We start from the raw sequence: 16,749 nt of genomic DNA on the forward strand, positions 1-16,749 counted from the left end.
CTCTATAGATGGGCCCCTTAGGGCTGCCGCCCTCACCGCGCCTGGCTGAAGGCCAGGCCGGTCTCCACGGGCTCGGCGAGCCCCGCTGCTATCAGCTTAACCGCCCTAGAGGGCTCCATGCACGTGTAGGCGCCAGGCTTACCAAGACCGCCCTTAACGCCCAGGGGCTGGCGGAGCACCACCGGCATACACTGCCTGCCGTAAACCAGCTCGCCGGCAAGAAGCCTCGCATATGTCTCCGCCTCATCGACGCCCGCTCCTGCAGCCTCCACCAGCACCTCTCTAGCAAGCTCCTTTACCTCCCCTACCATGTCGAAGTAGCGGACAAGTACACGCTTATGCTCAAGCGCATGCCGATCCAGGAGGCTACGGGCAAGCATGCCATGGAACCGGAGGCCGGCCTCTAATAGCTCCCCAAGCTTGCCAGAGTCGAGAACCCTCCTCAAAGCATCCAGTAACAGGGAGAGACCATACTCCCCCTCAACAGACAATACTACCCACCTCTGGGCTGCCGGGGGCTTAGGCCACTACAGCTACCCCCTTAGCCAGCAGGTAGACAGCCACGGGAGCCGGCAGCCTAGGCTTATCTCCCCTCCGCAGCCGCAGCCGGTTACCCAGCACCGTCACAGTGGCAGGTATATCCGCCACTATCTCGATCCTCAGCGTATCATAGCTTGTGAAGGGCGACAGGCTCTCCGACAGCGTGAAGCCGTAGAGGGCGTCCAGGCTCAGAGGCACCACTGGGAGCCCGGTCTTCCCATTGATGCTCCAGGGGGCACGGATTAGCCTACGCGTATCCACAGTCACCTGCTCGTCTACCTCCACGCCCAGCAGCTCACGGGCCCGGGCTTCAAGCTCGCCGAAGAGCTTCTGGTACTCCTCGTAGCTCATCTGGACACGGCCCGTAAGGCGGCGCGCCAGATCCCGGCGGCCGGCGGCCTCGGCTAGCCTGTACATCACCCTAGCTAGCCTGCCCCTTGCCCCGGCGAGGTCTATGCTCGGGGGTATGGGGGAGGGTCTCCCTCTGCGTAGGCTGAGGCTGCGCCAGGGCTCGAGCACTTCCTCGCGAAGCCCCACTGCCTTGACGTAGTTGACCAGCTCGCGGCGTATATCCTGCCCGGCCCGGGCCAGCTCGTCAGAGTCCCGGAGGTAGACCGTCAGGTGGAAGCCACGGTGCCCCGAGAACTCTAGCGCCACCTGCTTCTCCTCAACGCCCAGCTCATCGACCAGTATGTCGTAGAGGAGCACACTCCTCAGCGCGGCGGGCTTGATGCACTTCTCGTCTATGAAGGAGGTCTTCTCCCCCAGGGGGGTCTCGACCTCCACAGTCATACCGCTGCACTCGGGCAGATGGTCGGCATCTATATCGAATACAAGGTCGGCGGAGCGCCATCCTTTAGCATCCATATCGTCCAGCCCCGGCTGGTCGTAGCGGGCGGAGGAGTAGTAGAAGTGGCGGGGCGCTCTCTCGACTAGGAACTGCTTGACTTGCGAGGCGCTTGTAAAGGAGAGGTGGCGTATATAGCTCTTGCCGGTCCAGGTCTGTGCGGCAAACTCTCTGAGAGCAAAGTCGCTGGGAAGGCTAGGATCCCGCTTCTCATAGTACTCGCGGGTGAGCCTCTCTAACAGCCTCCTAGTCCTAGCGGCCTTGGCCCGCAGGCCCTCCTCCGGCATCGGTTATTCTACCCTCGGGGCTATTAGGAAGCTGAACTTAGCGCCCTGGGGGAGCTCGTGCTCCACCAGAGCCGGCATGTCGGTGCTGAAGTGGATTGTAACCATGTCGGCCACTCTGGAGGCGCTTGATAGGTCGCTGAAGTACTCGAGCGTGTAGCTTGCCTGCTGGGAGCCGTCCACCTCGAGGTCTACAAGGCTTCCGCTCTCACGCGTGTATATTATCTCGGCTTCGCCGAGCTCGCTTGAGGACGATACCTTGAACTCGTCGCCCTCCGCTACGAATCTTATCACGTCACCTATGAGCTCCACGTCCTTTATAGTATCACGGTACACGTCGCTCATAACCTTGACGTGGGCCTTGAACTCTAGCTGGGGCTCGGGAAGCTGCTCGGCAGTTATGTCGAGCAGGGGGAGGGTAAATGTGCGCACACCCTTTCCTATGAAGCTGAAGCTCACCGAGTTCTCGTCAGCATTTATCTCTAGCCGGTCCTCCTTCCCCGCTCGGCGTAAGACTTTAGCGACATCGTCGAGGTTGAGGCCGAGTTCCCTACGCTCCTCTAGATCAAACTCCTCAAAAGAGTCCCTGGGAAACCGCATGTCTAGCATAATTACGTGCGAGGGATCCATTGCCCTGAAGAGGAGCCCCTCCTCCGGGTCTGCGACGAACACGCCCTCCTCTATAACCTTCGATATCGCCGATACGAGGTAACGCCAGACACGGGCATCGAAGAACACAATTTTCAAGACCGGTGTCACCTCGTCGCTGCCCTGGACCCGGGGGGTTCCAGCAGTTCCTATCCCAGGATGTAGCGTACGCTGGGGGCTTGACCGGGGTAAAATTAGGATGGGGCCTTTTCCCGGCCCTGGGCTTCACGGCACATAGCCAGCAGCTGCTGGGCTGCACTCAGCCCCGATTGCACTAGGTGAAGGGCTCTCTCCATATGGGGCCTCGACGATATGTGCTGAGGAGTCCTGCTGTATGCCTCAAAAACATCCTCGTAGAGCTTCCCGAACAGCCTGGCAAAATACTCCAAGTAGCTATAGTCGATCACGCACGAGCCGCTAGTCATACTCTCTCCACACATACCCGCAGCTCACACACTTGAAGAACCTTGTCGGGGGCTCGTCGGCGCGGCGGGTCTGCACAACCCAGTAGTAGGCCTCATGGTAGCCGCAGCGTGGACATGTAACCCTCGTCTTAGGCAGCGACTCTAGGTTCTGCTGGCTGCTGACAACAACTATCCTCTCCTTCTCACTGTGTCTTATCTGCTGCCGGAGTACCGAGAGGGCCGGGCTATTGTTACCATCGACCTCCTCCTGGTAGCCACAGCTGGGGCACACCCAGACACGCTTGCCATCAACGGTACGTAGGACCATTAGGCTACCACAGCGAGGACAGAACTTCATGGCACCAGGCACCCCCTATGATCCACTGCGCCGCGCCGCCCTTCCGCCCTATTGATACGCTTCGGGAGCCAGCCCACAGAGCCAGCCACCTGGCCTCTCTTACACTTTTCCACCTACGCGCGGCGCTGCCAGCCGCCCGCGTCCTCTCCACGACCCTGGAGCCATCGACGCAGGGGGTCTTCAGCGCAGAGACCCCTTAAGAGCGCCTTGATGCAGGCATGGCAGCTTGGCGTGTAGGACTCTAGGCTCAGAGGCTCTAGGCCCAGCCGCGCAGCGGCCCCCGGAGGCCATGCAGCCCTAAGCTCTTCGAAGAAGCTGCTGGATCTAACTGTCTCGACCAGTTCCTCGAGGGAGCCGCCTATGAAGAGGGCCTCGACCCTACCCTGCCCCCGCAGAACCGCCGCTGCCGCCGCGTCTCCACACTGTTGGATGTATAGGAGGCGGGCTTCACGCTTCACACTTCGCATTAGACTTTAGCGCCTCCTCAAAGGCCCGGCGGAACTCTCTAGCATCTCTGATTATGTCGCTCAAAACCTCCTCTACCACGTCCAGGGGATCCCTGCTGCCGTCAGTAGAGAGGACTATGACCGGATTGCCTATCAGCGGGTGGGGTATCATGTAGGACGAGTACACCACGCCCGGCTTCCTTATGGCGTACTTGGCGATCAGGTTTGCCATGGTATGGTCCTCGCCCACAAGCTCCAGCTCCACGCTATTACCCTCGCGTTTCAGCAGCTTCACCTTCTCGGCCATGGCCTCCCACAGCCCCCGCCGCCTTAGCCGGGGAGCTGAGCCCCCTTAAGCAGTACCGCTATCTTCCTCAAGCCGCGGCGCCATTCCTCCCGGAGAACGAGCCCCTCCTCGGTCTCTTCAAGAACCCTGGAGCGGAGCCCGTATTCTATCACCCTCTCGGGGTCCTCCCCCAGTCCAGCCGCGAGAGCAGCTATCATCCGCTTGGCCGCCGCCCCTTTTACCCGGAACCTGAGGCCCTCTATAACCTCGGCTATTCTCCTAGCAAGCTCTATCACCTCCTCCGGCGGAGCGTCGGTGTAGAGTATGGATTTGTCCTCGCTCAGCCGGGCATCGTAACCGCGGAGCAGGAGGGCATGGACAAGGGCTTCTGGCGGGAAGGTCCTGCCGGCCTCCTTCACTATGGCCTCTATGGAGGCTTCCCGCCTCGTCTCCAGCTTGTAGATCTCCCATAGCTCGGCTAAGGCCTGCCTCACACGGTACCAGGTGTCCTTGATCTCATAGTCGGTGCCTACGAGTTCTACATACACTTTTCCATCCCTAATGCTTACCTCGGCATAGTTGCTTCTGAGGGCACTGCCTATCTTCTCATACAGCTTTTCGATAGGCACACCAGGTGGAGCGTTTACCACGTAGAGCTTCCTCTTTACCACCCTCAAGCCCGTCACCCTCAGGGCCGCTACGCTCCAGCATTGTGCCTCCTCTTGCGCCGGGCGGTGAGTATGTAGAGTGGGGATACCCTCCTATCTTCCTCATTGCCGCAGTGCAGGCAGACGAGCCTGGGGCTACCTGGGACGCGGTAAAGAGGGGCTCCACAGACAGAGCAGTAGGCCAGCACTACGCCGTCCTGCGACTTCTTCATGGACAGCATGAAGGGCGGGGTGGAGGACATGACCGTTGCGCGTATGTAGTCGCCGGGCTTCACGTAGTCGTATATGCTCCTCTCGCCGGGGGAGTCGGCTACCTGGACTATGTGTAGTGCGCCACTGAAGAACCCGTTATAGGGCACCATGCGCTCATCCGCGAATATCCTGACAAGGGCTAGCTCCTCCCGCGGGACCGCGTACACGATGCCGTAGACTGCGCTGCCACGCCTAGGTAGCCTGGGCTTTGCTGAGAAAGGCTTCACGCTTATCCTCCTAGAAGCCATGTCTACCTCTACTCTCCCGAAGCGCGCCGCCCGTATCAAGCCGTCGTCCACATAGACGCCGTCGCCTGGTATGAACTCCTCCACCGTGCAGAGGGGCTCTCCGGGGAACACTCTACGCCCCGCCAGCTCCTCGATGCTCCTCAGCGCCATGGCTCTGCGTCCCCTTCCGGGCCTTCAGCAGCAGCACCGGTATGTAATGTATCCTTTTGACGTGGCCATCATACATAGCGGGTATGGGGAAGCGGTAAACCCTAAGGAACTCCGCCGTGTAGCCCGCGGAGGAGAAGAGGCGGGAAAGGTAGCGTTTCACACCCTCCCCCGCGTAGTGGAGGCTGCAGACCAGGCGCGCTCCCAGGTCAATACCCGCCTCCATAAATAGCCGATCAACCCTCCTTCTTGAGACGCCGAAGGGGGGATTCTCGACAATACAGGCGTCCTCGAGCCTTCGTAGAGGCAGGCTGGCAACATCGGCTGCTACAAAGTCTACTAGACTCATACGGTAGAGCGCCGATCCCCTTGCAGCCTCGAGGACCTCCGAGTCTATGTCGATGCCTACAACGTAGGCCGCTGTAACCAGCGATACTGCATAGCTGAGCATACCGGTTCCCGAGCCCAGGTCAACCGCCAAGCCGCAGTCCTCGAGGGCAATGCATAGGGCCATATCTAGCGCTATCTCCGGCGGTGTACGGTACTGCTCATAGATGCGCTTAGGCCTGGGGAGCCTGGGAACAAGCTTCTCCAGGAGGACGGCAAGCCTCGAAACCTTTAGGGGCTTCAAGGCGGCCATGTCACCAGGGAAATGTGTAGTCCTGCGACGTGATTCCGCCCGAAAGCACTATCCTGGCCTCGGCCGGCGTGAGCACTGGCTTGTAGTAGTCTCCCAGATCCTCTATGGCCAGTCTCGGGCAAGAGGTGACCACGAAGGCGTCGTAGTCGCCCGGGGAGAGGTTGTCGAGATACTCTCTCGAGAGGTACCTGGCGAGTATCACGCGGTGCCTTATACCCCTCTTCTCCGCTAGCCGGGAGAGGTAGTCAGCTATCCAGGGCCGGTACTGGCCCGGCAGAAGCCCCACTATAATGCCCAGGCTTGAGGCCCTAGAGGCCTGCTGCATTAACCAGTACCGCCTGGCCAGGGTCTTTGAGACAAGGCCGCCTATGTCATCGACACTGGATGTGTAGGGGTCGACGCGGAGCACGGGCTTGGAGCCGCCGAGCGCCAGGCCGAGGCCGAGGGCGTGGAAGTATCCTCCAGCAACTACCAGGTAGGCATCCACGGCTCCCCGTAGCTTGGTCAGGTTGTAGTAATAGCAGCCGAGCACGCTGCTGGCAGCCCTAACCACTACGCCGGAGCTGGAGAGCTTCCCAGCAATCATAGCTGCAAGCCTACGGTGTTGGACCGAATAGCCGACAGCCACCCTAGACCAGCCGTGCCTCTCCAGGGCCTCTAGGAGCTTGGAGGATAAGGCCTCGGGGTCGCCGCCGAGGTACTCTGCCTCGACGAGATACACGCCGCCGGGGAGCCCCTGGGAGCAGCTGCCCCGCCAGCAGAGGGGGTAGACGTACTCGCCATGCCCTATATGCACCAGTATAGCCCGGCCTCCGAACATGTCTAGTGCGTCCAGGGAGGCACTGCAAGCGCCGAACGAGGGCTCCAGCCTTACAGCGACACGCACGCCGAGACAGGCTTCCAGGAAGCCGGCTAGCCTCTCGAGAAGCCTAACCATGCCCTGTGGAGCCTCGAGGATGAGCAGCTCGGACCGCCTGGTATTGACGGCCTCCGCGACATGGTTGAAGTCGAACATGTAGCCGTCTATGACCGTGCAGCAGCCCCTACACTCCCAGGCCAAGACAGCCCATGCACCCAGTGGCCCGGACCCGGGAGCACCCCGATAGCACTGCCCGCGCCTGAGGGCCCCGAATGTGGCCCGGGGGGTGAAGGGGCCGGCTAGCTGGAGAGAGGAGGTGTGGGGAGGAAGACGCTAGCTCGCAGGGGCCACCTCCTCCTTCAGGGGTATTATGCGTATACGGGTTGGCAGTGGCAGCTTAGAGGCGCCACGGCGCAGCGCCTCCTTAGCGTGGTCGAGATGCTTCTTGCTCACCCGCACCTCTAGCACCGCCTGGCCGGGGTATACCCTTGCAGCGGTGCCGACGGGCTTGCCGAAGGCCTGCCTCATGCCCTCCTGCAGACGGTCCGCGCCCGCAAAGGCCATCATCTTGTTCTCGCGGAGCACGTGGTGGGGGTACACCCTTACGCGGAAGAGGTAGTTCTGGTCACCTATGGTGGTGGACAGGTACTTGTGAACCATTACACGGGCTGCCTCGAGGGCATTGTGGCGTATCTGGCCGCGCTCCTCCACGTATACCTCAACTATGTAGTCATAGTCGCCGTGCGGGTTACCCATGGTGAACTTCTGTATCTTCGGCGGCGGCACACCGTGGATATACTCCTTCCTCGTATACGCCGGCCCGGAGAACGCCTTGGACCTGCGCTTCGTGTAGCAGCGCGCGGGCTTCTGCGGCATGACTGGGCCCCGAGGGAGAGACCCGGAGGTGGCTGTTTATGAAGCCTTCTCCGCCGCTACCCCGGCCTAGCGACAATTATGTAGGGATAGAGGTTCCCGTGGGCCACGCGGCGCTCGTGGGCTATGGACCAGCCCTCCCTCTCCAACACCTGCCTCACCGTCTTATGCTCTGTAGTTATCAATACTATACTCTTCTGCACCACTTTAACCGCCTCTCGGAGAAAGCTGTGGTAGACACGCCGCACCTCCCTAGGGCTCCCCATGCGTATCCCGTAGGGAGGGTTAGACACTATAACATCGACACTGTCCACGTAGCTTGAGAGCCTTGCGGCGTCGCCCACTATGAAGCGTATACGGTTCTCCACCATGGCGGCCCTGGCGTTGAGCCTAGCACCTCCTATGTGTCTGCGGCTCCTATCCATGCAGATTATCCTGGAGCTCTCCAGCAGGGTTGCCGCCTCCACCGCCACCGTGCCCCCGCCGCACATGGGATCCATCAATGTTTCTCCGTCACGTATGCCCGAGAGAATTATCATAGCGTAGGCGAGGGTTGGCTTGAGCGCCGCCGGGTGGTCGTATATCCTGTAGCCCCTCCGGTGCCAGGACAGCTCGCCGCCAAGCTCTATAGAGACGAAGAGCTCATCGTGGATGACATCCACCGCTACTACTACAGCAGGGTAGTCGAGATCCACAGGGGGCCTGGCTCCATGGGCTCTGCTCACAGCCTCTATAACAGCGTCCCCGGCCACGCGGGCCACGTCTAGCGAGGAGAAGCTATGCTTCCCGACGCGCTCAGCCCTCACAGCGAAGCTCGTGTAGGGCGTTATGTACTTCTCCACTCCACTCTCGAGAACCGCCTCGCGGACCTTCTCTAGGCAGCTGTGGCCGCCGCAGATACTGCTGCGGGAGAGAAGGAGCCTAGCCCGGTGTATCGACTTCATGTAGCTGACTAGGTATAGCTGGTCCTCATCCAGGGATACTATTACACGGCCGTGACCCGTCCTGGTCTCGAGGATCCTGGCCCCGAGCCTAGCCGTCGCCTCCTCCGCCACTATGTCCTCTATCCCCGGGTTTGTCGTAAGTATCAGCGTCCTGGGCGCCACCGCCTCTGCACTCCTCCACTAGGCGGCGGAGCCTCTTAGCTAGCAGGTATAATGCTGACGCCTCGCCACCCGTGAGCCCCGAGCGCCACAGCACGTGGCGGAGAGCCGCCTCCACCGCCTCAAGCCTCTCCCTGCTGACAAGGGCCTCCGCCACGCTGCGGAGCAGCCTGTAGACCCTCTCCAGGCTCGCCGCATCAGCCCTTTCATGCAGCTCGCGGCGGCCGCTGAGGGAGATCCACAGCTCGTAGAGCACTATCGCCACTGCATGGCTGAGGTTGAGCACCGGGTACTCCGGGTTAGCCGGCACATGGACCAGGACATGGCACTTCGACAGCTCCTCCCTGGTGAGCCCGACGCTCTCCCTGCCGAACACCACGGCCAGGCTCCTGTAGCGCGGCGCCAGCCTCTCGGCGAACTCCCTGGCAGCGACGGCGTGGCGGAGCACGTCGCTGCGCTGCCCCGTCTTCGCACTGGTGCATGCGGCTACATCGACACCCTTCAGCGCTTCGTCCAGGCTATCTAGCACTCTGGCGCGATCGAGCATATAGGCGCCGTGGGCTGCGAAGCGCCTCGCCTCCTCGCTGCCCGGGCTGACTCTCGGCGAGACCAGGTAGAACTCGTCCACCCCGAAGTTGGCGGCTAGCCTGGCTATGAGCCCCAGGTTCACCTCCCCCTCGGTGCCGACGAGTACGAGCCTCACCTTCGCGGCTCCCGGCAACCATACACCACCACTATGTCCTCGAAGAAGAGGTGGAGGCTCCCCTTCTTCAACGCTACACCTGCCTTGCTGAGCGCGTCTAGCAGCCTCTCATTGCTTCCACTGAGAGAGGAGTAAACGAGCACCACGCACCGGTAGCCTGGGCAGCCGGCCACTAGAGCCGCGAGCCTCTCAGCCTCGCCTATACCCCCGCTCCAGGCCAGAGCCTCTATACCCTTATCCTCTACGGGCAGGTAGGGCGTGTTGTACATGATATAAGCGCCGGCGTCGGGGCAGCGGAGGCATGAGGCATTGTCGCACTGGACTACGTCAACCAGCGCGTCGAGCCCGGAGCCGCGGGCGTTGAGGAGGCTGCAGCGGGCCGCGCAGGGGCTCAAGTCTATCATGACGGTGTAGCTGCCCCGGCTGGCGCACTCGAGCCCGAGCACGCCAGTGCCCGAGCCCACATCGACGCAGAGCGGGGCGGGGCCTCCAGCCTCTATCTCCCGAATGGCCTCAAGCGCGAGCCATGTATCCTCCGCAGGCTCGTAGACCCGGGGGCAGACGCAGACGCCACGGTCACCATCAAGGTAGACACGCTTATGGCAGCCGGCTTCACAGCTATAGCCCAGCTCCTCCAAGGCGCCCCGGGACCCTCTACGCCATCACTGCCAGCTGGTAGAAATCGCTAGGGGATAGCTCGTAGACTCTACGCCCCCCTAGGAGCTTCTCAGCCTCGTCACGGCTAAGGCCGAGGCACCTGGAGGCCTGCTTGGCGGCCTTCCTGTTCCTCCCAGAGAACATGCAGCGTGTAAGCTCCTCCACGCGGCGCAGCTCCTCCCTCCCCGGCCGGTCCTCCCTCGGCTCGAGCACTACTATCCTCGAGTACACCCTGGGCCTTGGCCGGAACGCTGAGGGAGGCACCACGGGGCCCGGCTTGACGCGGTAAACTAGCTGGACTAGCACGGTTATCCTCCCGTAGCTGCTGGCGGCGGGTCTAGCCGCTATCCGGTCGACAACCTCCCTCTGGAGAAGAAGCATAGCCGGCTTCTGCGCCTCCACTGAGAGGAGCGAGAGGAGGGGCCCCGTTATACTGTAGGGTATGCTCCCGTAGACAGCGTCAAACCGCTCCAACACGACCGGGGGGCTTAGGGCATCAGCCTGGACCGGGGCAAACACCGGGTGGAAGAAGGATAGGCTCCCCAGCCACTCCATGAGCCTCCGGTCGAGCTCTATACCCACCAGGAGGCTGGGCCTGCAGCGCCTGAGGATCTCGGAAGTTAGGAAGCCCTGGCCCACGCCAATCTCTAGGAGGCGGGTGAAGCCGCACGCCCAGCGGGCGAACTCCCTGGCAACCCAGCGTGCCCTGAGAAAGTTCTGGCCAAGCCTCCTGGAGGCCCTAGGGCTGGGCTCCACTGCTTCCTGATTCCCCCTGGCCAGTGGGTCCGCGGCTCAGCTTCGCGTATATAGTTTCCAGGTAGTTCAGGTAAAGTGGCTTCACGGGCTGCTCCCTCTCCCGCCTGGGGGGCCTCACGAAGAGGTAGTACTTCTGTCCCCCCTTAAGCTCCTCAACTATACGCGCCGCGATAACCTTAACCGGGTCTATGTGGATCCTACTCCTTATATCCTCATAGCTCTTGAAGCGCTCCTTCTCCCTAGACTCTATAATCTTCATAACAGTCTTCTTCCCTACGCCCGGCAGTAGCTCAAGACTGTGAAACCTTAGGGTTATAGGCCCCGCTATGTTGAAGAACTCGACGAACACGGGCTCTTTCTTCCTCACTATCTCCTCAACAATGCTTGGCAACATCTCCTTCGCGAACCCCGTCAAGTCTTCATACTCTATGTCTGCCTCCACACGGTATATCTTATCACGCACCTCTGCAACAGGGCCTACATAGACACGCTCGCCAACCTCGAGCTGGACTCCATGCCTCGGAGAAGCCTCCATGAGTATGAAGTAGTCCTCGCCGATCAGCTGTACCACCGGCTTGTTCTTATGCCATGGATGCCTATCAGTAGGGTTGCCCATCGGCATGTAGTCTAGCACATAGGCGTACTCTTCATGCGGCCTGCCGCCTCTCCGGCGCTGCCTCGGCCTGCGCTGCTGCATTCCAGCTCCCTCTCAAACGCATAGCCCCATACACTACGCCGTCCCGAAGGGATTTAAACGGGGCGGATCGCCGCCATCCTCTAGGGAGAAGAGGGAAGAAGGCGAGACAAAGGACAAAAGAGGTACTGCGCCCACGCGGCCTCCGCACCGCTGGGAGGAACAGTCGTAGGGGACCTGGACACCGGACGTGCTTATTCCTGCCGAGCCGCGCGCCGGCACGCCTCGGATAGTATCTCCAGGGCCTTCTCCACGTCTGATGCATCATAGCCGCCGTCTATATCGCCCAGTATAGCTTTAGCCTCCTCCACAGTCTCCGGCAGGATGTTCACGAGGATCGAGGCAGCAAACTCACTAAACCCTATCTCTCTAAGCTTCTTCATAGCCTCCTCGGCCTCGTCTGGCCCGCACTTCGCGAACTTACCCACATACTCGTAGGTCCTCATAACTATAGGGTTGTCGCCCATCACTGGGACGAGGGATTCGAGTATCTTTTTCGCTACAGGTATCGGCGTGTACCTGGAACTAAGTATTTCCACCACGGCTGACACCCTAGGGGCGTGCTCGACTGAGAGTGAGGCACGAAGGGATACCAGTCTCGCCTCCCCGGCCGCGAAAGAGGCCTCGAGGCTGCGGAGAGCCTGGAGCCTCTTCGCCTACTGCAGGCCGAGGGGCTAGACCCCCTCCTTCTTCTTCGGAGGCGTCAGCGCCTCCGGCGGCACCGGGCGCATATGCTCGGGCCTCACTATGAGCGTCTTTACCTTGCTGCCGACCTTCAGCTGAAGTATGTAGGCCTTCCCCCTTCTCCCGACAACTGTCGCGACCTTACCATGGTAGCGGCGGTGGGGCATACCTTTCATCACTGAGGGGTTTATTATTATGTACACCTTGTCTCCCGGTTTGTACTCGTGCATCAGTAGGCTTAGGGGAGGTACTGCGCCGCGCTCACGTACGTGCTTGCGGAGGAGCTTTCTGGTGCGGTGCCTGAAGCCCCTGGATGCCTTCAATGCTCCAGCCCCGGGTCCCGCGGCTGTGGGGGCGAGTATTATATCCTCTTAGCGTGCCCGGGCCGGAGGCTGCTCCAGCACTCCCAGCACGTCCAGCTCCGCGCAGTAGGCGTCGGCGCCGAGGTACTCGGCGAAGCTCGGCGTAGTGTCGCCGCCATCCCCGCTCACAAGCTCCTTTATGTAGAGGCCGCCCTCAGCCACTATTACAGCCTCGAACACTGTCGGGGCCAGCCTCCGGGCCTGGAGGGAAAAGACGGCCCTCTCCCTCACCACGTCCGGGCGGCGGTGCCTCACCCGGCGGGGAGTCCTCTGCCTTATCGTGGCCCCGGTGAAGTACTCCTCGAGGCCGCGTAGCTCCTCCTCACGGACCTCCCTGGCAACCACCACCAGGGCTTTGTATATCTTAGCCCTCCTGGAGTGCTCCCCCTTGATCTCAGCCACGTCTCTGCGGCGGGCCCTAGACTCTAGCCTCACCTCGACCAGGCCAGCAGCGTAGCGGTTGACCAAGTCCCCCAGGAAGCCGGCGGAGAAGCTGCGGCGCCGGGCAGCCTTCAGCTCCACTATGAAGGGGCGGCCTAGGCCGAGCATCCTCGCGTCTGCATCCTCCCGGCCCGAGCCGTGGAGGATGACGTCGTCGACGTCTGCCGCCTCGGACAAGATGAACAGCGCGTCCTCGACACTGAACGGGTAGCGGCGCTTGCCCCTCCTGGTCACCCAGGCTGTCTGTGAGACGCGGCGGGCAGTCTTCCAGTACCGGCCGCGCAGTAGGAGAGGCATAACTCGTATCTCCACATCCCCGCTGGGGATGTCGACTACCACAACCACGTCAGGGTTGTCGAACTCGGGGACTAGGCTTGTGAGCCTCTGTATCCTCTTACTAACCTCCCTCTTCACCTCCGATGCTATCGACTCCGCGTACACCAGGCCGAACATCCTCTTCAGCTCGTCCTCACGCTCCCTCAGACCCGGGTCTAGGCGCGCTGCCACAAGGAAGCTGGAGACGTCCATGCCGGAGAGCTGCTCGACCGCCCTCCTCGCGGCCTCGTCGAATAGGCCTGGGAGCCTGGAGCCGCAGATGTAGCAGCGCCTAGCCTCCAGCGGCTTACCGAATACCTCGCGGTAGAGCCCCTCCGCTATACCGCCTATACTGGGTGCTAGCCTCTCCAGCTCCTCTCTGGCCTCCTCACGGCCCTCTCGGAGGGACATGTGGAGCGACATCACGAGGAGGCGTTTCAGAGCCCGGCCTCGCTCAGCGTTGCTCCACCCCCTCCCCAGGAGGGCGAACATCCTGCCGAGGCAGTGGTCGCAGAGAGGGTACTCCCTCAGCAGGCGGTAGGCTTTCTCAACCAGCGCCCAGGCCTCTCCCGGCTCCCTCCTCTCCCCGCCCGCAGCCTCCGAGGCACCGCTCATCATACGCTACCATTGCCGCGGCTAGCAGCCACCAGGGCTTAAACCCGGCGCGGCCCCGAGCTAGAATGCAGCTGCTGCAGAGGCCCTCCTCAAGCACCTCCCAGGCCTCCACACAGCCCCCGGCCTCCTCGAGCACGTCGCCGGGATTCGCCTCGATCCCCGGCCAGGAGCCCCGCTCAAGGGCCGAGCTGAGCACGCCGAGCAGTGTGGGCTCGTCCGCCCTCAGCCAGCGCACTCTAGACCCGTCTATCCTTACCGTGACCGGCCTCCACTCCCCCGCCTCGAGCCACACAACAGCCTCTACACAGACCCATCTACGGATGCCGCCGGAGAGCAGGAGGGCGGCCGCAGCAACCATGCCGGCGCGGAGCAGGCTGCCGGGGGAGGCTTCGTCGCGGTAGAGGACCCTAACCCGGCAGCTTCCCGAGCCGGGAGAGCTTCTCAAGTATATCCTTCCTCTTCCTCAGCTGCTTCATCATCCTCTTAACCGTCTTGTAGTAGTTGTACAGCTCCCTAACATCGCTGGTCTCGACGCCTGCCCCTATGGCTAGCCGCCGGACCCTGCTCCTCTGCTCCAGCAGCTCCGGGTTGTCAAGCTCCTCGAAGGTCATAGAGTCCATTATACTTATCCACTTCTTCATCTTCTCCTCGCTCACCCTAGCGGCCTCGTCGAAGGAGTCGAGCATAGCCGAGAAGCCTGGTAGCATCTGGAGCACCTTCCTGAAAGGCCCAAGCTTTTTCATCTGATGCAACTGCTTGTAGATTGTGCGGAACGTTATCTTCCCTGCCATCATCTCCTCCATAGTCTTCTCGAACTCACCGACGCTCTGGAGCCTCTCTATCTTCTCCAGCAGAGACTCCAGGTCACCCATCCCGAGGATTCTTGCAACGAACCTCTTCGGCCTGAACACCTCAAGCTCGTCTACGTCCTCGCCGGTGCCGATGAACTTTATTCTAGCGCCCGTAGCAGCCACCGCGGACAGCGCACCGCCGCCCTTAGCGGTTCCATCCATCTTCGTCACTATTATGCTGCCTATCGGGGTCGCCTCGTGGAACCTCTTAGCCAGGTCGTAGCTCTTCTGCCCCATAGCCGCATCTATGACCAGCATTACCTCGTCCGGGTTTATAGCCTCGGCTATGTTCTTCATCTCCTCTAGCAGGGCCTCCTCCTCCCCATAGCCATGGCGGCCGGCCGTATCAACTATTATTATCTCAGCCCCTCTTTTCCGGAGCTCCTCCACCCCCCTCCTAGCTATACCCACAGCATCCTTGGAGCCCGGCTCACCGTAGAACATGGCCCCCACTCGGTCGGCGAGCTGCCTGAGCTGCTCGTAGGCGCCCGGCCGGTACGTGTCGGCTGCGACCACGCCAACCCGGTAGCCCATTGACCGGTAGAACTTGGCCAGCTTGCCGACGGTAGTCGTCTTGCCGCTCCCCTGAACACCAACCATCATTATCACGTAGGGGGTGTACCGGGGCTTAACCTCCGGCTCCCCGTCCCCGCCGAAAAGCTTTACCAGCTCCTCGTAGGTTATCTTGACCAGCCACTCCCTCCTACTCACCCCGGGCGGCGGCCTCTCCTGCAGAGCCCGCTCCCGTATCCTCCTAGTTAGCTCGAACACGAGACGCACATTGACATCGGCGGGTATGAGGGCGCGCTGCACGTCCCTCACATACTCCTTTACCAGGGCCTCGTAGGGCCCACTACGCTTCAGCAGCTTCCCCACTGCCCTCCGGAGGTCCTCGAGGCCCGGCACCCTCTATGCACCCTGCCGCAGGTCCCCCTGGGTAGAGGAGAGCAGCCCCCCGGGCCGTCTAATATTGCCTGGCGCGCCTCAGGGCGGCTGCAACGAGCAGTACCAGGGCGAGCCAGTATATGAGGAATACTGAGCTGCAGAGGCAGCACGCCTTCCAGGCAGCGGCGGCCGAGAGGCCTACCAGGAAGGGTGCTATGCTGTAACGCCTGGCGTTGGGGATGCCCGCCGCCGCCGCCGGAACCATCATGGGGGCGTGCACGGCTATATGCATGCCTATAAAGGCTATAGCCACCATGTGCATCGTGTACACGTCCCCGCCGGCGAGGGCAGCGTAGATGACAGGGATAAGGCTAGCCAGCACGCCCACGTAGCCGGCCGCGAAGTAGCTGTGGGCAAGGCTCCCGCTGCGGGCGCAGCGGCCGGCCCGGTAGATGCGGGCACCCAGGGCGTATAGTACCGTGGAGAGGGCGGCGAGCAGCGATGACAGCCCGGCCGGGCCCGTGAGCAGCAGGGCACCGGCGGCCAGGGAGAGGCCCGTGCTTACCGGGAGAAGCCACAGCACTGGCTTAACCCCACAAGTCATTGAGAACGACTGGTATGATACGGCATAAACCATCGGCAGCAGCAAGCCGTAGACAGCGGCCATGCCCGCTGCGCCGGCGCCGAGCCTCCCGAGGGCCAACGGCACCAGGACAGCCGAGACCGCATAGCTCAGAGCTATGTGGAGATAGCTAGCCTTCAGGAGGCTGCTGCGCATAGCCGCCACGCCGGCCGCGGACAGTGTAGCCAGGAGGAGAGCGCCGGCCGAGTAGAGGAGCCAGGAGAACCCGTAGCCCAGGTAGAGGGCGGCCGGGTAGAGGGCTAGCAGGGCCACAGCAGGGATGCCCGCGGCCTCGGCAGCGCTGCCCAGACGGCTGAGAGCAGGCACGGCATAGGCGTAGGCCATGCTGGACGTGAACACGACTATGCTGGGAGCCATCAGCGAGAAGTGGGCATGGAAGTCGCCCAGAGGAGCAGCCACGAAGCCCAGGACAGCGTATACCATGGAGATGACAACGCCCAGCCTTATGCTCCATAGCCGGGCGCGCCGCCAGGCCCCTCGCAGCTCCATGCACCCAGTGGGGGGTTGAGGCGCCGGACGGCCGGGAGGTGTAAGCCTTGC

The 16,749-nt window shown here is 61.9% G+C and carries 23 protein-coding genes; all 23 read right to left on the reverse strand.

Features of this window, described 5'->3' with window-relative positions; genetic code table 11:
* Positions 1 to 32: 32 nt before the first annotated feature.
* Positions 33 to 491 (reverse strand): hypothetical protein, encoded by a 459-nt coding sequence (locus CF15_RS02580; RefSeq protein ID WP_168371222.1) that lies wholly within the window; start codon positions 489 to 491, stop codon positions 33 to 35.
* Positions 492 to 519: 28 nt separating this feature from the next.
* Positions 520 to 1,674 (reverse strand): DNA primase small subunit domain-containing protein, encoded by a 1,155-nt coding sequence (locus CF15_RS02585; protein WP_058370397.1) that lies wholly within the window; start codon positions 1,672 to 1,674, stop codon positions 520 to 522.
* A gap of 3 nt (positions 1,675 to 1,677) precedes the next feature.
* The gene (gene pcn, locus CF15_RS02590; RefSeq protein ID WP_236698191.1) at positions 1,678 to 2,409 is read right to left on the reverse strand and encodes a proliferating cell nuclear antigen (pcna); all 732 of its coding nucleotides are present in this window, start codon (positions 2,407 to 2,409) and stop codon (positions 1,678 to 1,680) included.
* A 104-nt stretch (positions 2,410 to 2,513) separates the two neighbouring features.
* The gene (locus CF15_RS02595; RefSeq protein ID WP_058370399.1) at positions 2,514 to 2,744 is read right to left on the reverse strand and encodes a hypothetical protein; all 231 of its coding nucleotides are present in this window, start codon (positions 2,742 to 2,744) and stop codon (positions 2,514 to 2,516) included.
* Complete coding sequence (locus CF15_RS02600) at positions 2,737 to 3,081, reverse strand: transcription factor S (RefSeq protein WP_058370400.1); 345 nt, start codon at positions 3,079 to 3,081, stop codon at positions 2,737 to 2,739. The genes CF15_RS02595 and CF15_RS02600 overlap by 8 nt, the downstream gene beginning before the upstream one ends.
* A 113-nt stretch (positions 3,082 to 3,194) precedes the next feature.
* Positions 3,195 to 3,548 (reverse strand): hypothetical protein, encoded by a 354-nt coding sequence (locus tag CF15_RS02605; RefSeq protein ID WP_168371223.1) that lies wholly within the window; start codon positions 3,546 to 3,548, stop codon positions 3,195 to 3,197.
* Positions 3,529 to 3,834: an RpoL/Rpb11 RNA polymerase subunit family protein gene (locus CF15_RS02610; RefSeq protein WP_058370402.1), complete on the reverse strand. Its 306-nt coding sequence runs from the start codon at positions 3,832 to 3,834 to the stop codon at positions 3,529 to 3,531. The genes CF15_RS02605 and CF15_RS02610 overlap by 20 nt, the downstream gene beginning before the upstream one ends.
* Before the next feature lie 23 nt (positions 3,835 to 3,857).
* On the reverse strand, positions 3,858 to 4,484 hold the full coding sequence (locus CF15_RS02615) for a DUF2067 family protein (RefSeq protein WP_236698192.1): 627 nt from the start codon (positions 4,482 to 4,484) through the stop codon (positions 3,858 to 3,860).
* 26 nt (positions 4,485 to 4,510) lie between these two features.
* Positions 4,511 to 5,131 carry an exosome complex RNA-binding protein Csl4 gene (locus CF15_RS02620; RefSeq protein ID WP_058370404.1) on the reverse strand — a complete coding sequence of 207 codons (621 nt, stop codon included), beginning with the start codon at positions 5,129 to 5,131 and terminating at the stop codon, positions 4,511 to 4,513.
* Positions 5,094 to 5,759, reverse strand: coding sequence for an METTL5 family protein (locus CF15_RS02625; RefSeq protein WP_168371224.1), 666 nt, complete (start codon positions 5,757 to 5,759; stop codon positions 5,094 to 5,096). The genes CF15_RS02620 and CF15_RS02625 overlap by 38 nt, the downstream gene beginning before the upstream one ends.
* A 10-nt stretch (positions 5,760 to 5,769) precedes the next feature.
* Positions 5,770 to 6,828 (reverse strand): 2-(3-amino-3-carboxypropyl)histidine synthase subunit 1/2, encoded by a 1,059-nt coding sequence (locus CF15_RS02630; protein ID WP_058370406.1) that lies wholly within the window; start codon positions 6,826 to 6,828, stop codon positions 5,770 to 5,772.
* Positions 6,829 to 6,960: 132 nt separating this feature from the next.
* On the reverse strand, positions 6,961 to 7,503 hold the full coding sequence (locus CF15_RS02635; RefSeq protein ID WP_058370407.1) for a 50S ribosomal protein L16: 543 nt from the start codon (positions 7,501 to 7,503) through the stop codon (positions 6,961 to 6,963).
* Between the two features lie 56 nt (positions 7,504 to 7,559).
* Complete coding sequence (locus CF15_RS02640) at positions 7,560 to 8,606, reverse strand: THUMP domain-containing class I SAM-dependent RNA methyltransferase (RefSeq protein WP_058370408.1); 1,047 nt, start codon at positions 8,604 to 8,606, stop codon at positions 7,560 to 7,562.
* A complete protein-coding gene (locus CF15_RS02645) occupies positions 8,533 to 9,324 on the reverse strand; it encodes an RNA methyltransferase (protein ID WP_070807808.1) in 792 nt (263 codons plus the stop codon). Before CF15_RS02645 ends, CF15_RS02640 begins: the two co-directional genes overlap by 74 nt.
* Positions 9,303 to 9,944 (reverse strand): class I SAM-dependent methyltransferase, encoded by a 642-nt coding sequence (locus CF15_RS02650; protein WP_058370409.1) that lies wholly within the window; start codon positions 9,942 to 9,944, stop codon positions 9,303 to 9,305. The genes CF15_RS02645 and CF15_RS02650 overlap by 22 nt, the downstream gene beginning before the upstream one ends.
* 16 nt (positions 9,945 to 9,960) lie before the next feature.
* Positions 9,961 to 10,719 carry a 16S rRNA (adenine(1518)-N(6)/adenine(1519)-N(6))-dimethyltransferase RsmA gene (rsmA, locus tag CF15_RS02655; RefSeq protein WP_058370410.1) on the reverse strand — a complete coding sequence of 253 codons (759 nt, stop codon included), beginning with the start codon at positions 10,717 to 10,719 and terminating at the stop codon, positions 9,961 to 9,963.
* Positions 10,703 to 11,416: a DUF655 domain-containing protein gene (locus tag CF15_RS02660; protein WP_058370411.1), complete on the reverse strand. Its 714-nt coding sequence runs from the start codon at positions 11,414 to 11,416 to the stop codon at positions 10,703 to 10,705. The genes rsmA and CF15_RS02660 overlap by 17 nt, the downstream gene beginning before the upstream one ends.
* Before the next feature lie 191 nt (positions 11,417 to 11,607).
* Positions 11,608 to 11,952: a hypothetical protein gene (locus CF15_RS02665; protein WP_168371225.1), complete on the reverse strand. Its 345-nt coding sequence runs from the start codon at positions 11,950 to 11,952 to the stop codon at positions 11,608 to 11,610.
* 135 nt (positions 11,953 to 12,087) lie between these two features.
* A complete protein-coding gene (locus CF15_RS02670) occupies positions 12,088 to 12,420 on the reverse strand; it encodes a 50S ribosomal protein L21e (RefSeq protein WP_058370413.1) in 333 nt (110 codons plus the stop codon).
* A 48-nt stretch (positions 12,421 to 12,468) separates the two neighbouring features.
* Positions 12,469 to 13,830, reverse strand: a complete 1,362-nt coding sequence (locus CF15_RS02675; protein WP_058370414.1) for a tRNA pseudouridine(54/55) synthase Pus10 — start codon at positions 13,828 to 13,830, stop codon at positions 12,469 to 12,471.
* A complete protein-coding gene (locus tag CF15_RS02680; RefSeq protein WP_058370415.1) occupies positions 13,763 to 14,275 on the reverse strand; it encodes an RNA methyltransferase in 513 nt (170 codons plus the stop codon). The genes CF15_RS02675 and CF15_RS02680 overlap by 68 nt, the downstream gene beginning before the upstream one ends.
* Entirely contained in the window at positions 14,238 to 15,587 is a 1,350-nt protein-coding gene (locus CF15_RS02685) for a signal recognition particle protein Srp54 (RefSeq protein ID WP_058370416.1), read from the reverse strand. The genes CF15_RS02680 and CF15_RS02685 overlap by 38 nt, the downstream gene beginning before the upstream one ends.
* A gap of 58 nt (positions 15,588 to 15,645) precedes the next feature.
* Complete coding sequence (locus CF15_RS02690; protein ID WP_058370417.1) at positions 15,646 to 16,698, reverse strand: hypothetical protein; 1,053 nt, start codon at positions 16,696 to 16,698, stop codon at positions 15,646 to 15,648.
* Between the last annotated feature and the right edge of the window lie 51 nt (positions 16,699 to 16,749).

The sequence above is a fragment of the Pyrodictium occultum genome, assembly GCF_001462395.1.
GTDB lineage: Archaea > Thermoproteota > Thermoprotei_A > Sulfolobales > Pyrodictiaceae > Pyrodictium > Pyrodictium occultum.

Bases quoted from the DNA above. Each gene is read 5' to 3' on its own strand.
- CF15_RS02585 (WP_058370397.1), bottom strand. From the start codon at position 1,674: ATGCCGGAGGAGGGCCTGCGGGCCAAGGCCGCTAGGACTAGGAGGCTG.
- CF15_RS02595 (WP_058370399.1), bottom strand. From the start codon at position 2,744: ATGACTAGCGGCTCGTGCGTGATCGACTATAGCTACTTGGAGTATTTT.
- CF15_RS02600 (WP_058370400.1), bottom strand. From the start codon at position 3,081: ATGAAGTTCTGTCCTCGCTGTGGTAGCCTAATGGTCCTACGTACCGTT.
- CF15_RS02605 (WP_168371223.1), bottom strand. From the start codon at position 3,548: ATGCGAAGTGTGAAGCGTGAAGCCCGCCTCCTATACATCCAACAGTGT.
- CF15_RS02610 (WP_058370402.1), bottom strand. From the start codon at position 3,834: ATGGCCGAGAAGGTGAAGCTGCTGAAACGCGAGGGTAATAGCGTGGAG.
- CF15_RS02620 (WP_058370404.1), bottom strand. From the start codon at position 5,131: ATGGCGCTGAGGAGCATCGAGGAGCTGGCGGGGCGTAGAGTGTTCCCC.
- CF15_RS02635 (WP_058370407.1), bottom strand. From the start codon at position 7,503: ATGCCGCAGAAGCCCGCGCGCTGCTACACGAAGCGCAGGTCCAAGGCG.
- CF15_RS02660 (WP_058370411.1), bottom strand. From the start codon at position 11,416: ATGCAGCAGCGCAGGCCGAGGCAGCGCCGGAGAGGCGGCAGGCCGCAT.
- CF15_RS02675 (WP_058370414.1), bottom strand. From the start codon at position 13,830: ATGAGCGGTGCCTCGGAGGCTGCGGGCGGGGAGAGGAGGGAGCCGGGA.
- CF15_RS02690 (WP_058370417.1), bottom strand. From the start codon at position 16,698: ATGGAGCTGCGAGGGGCCTGGCGGCGCGCCCGGCTATGGAGCATAAGG.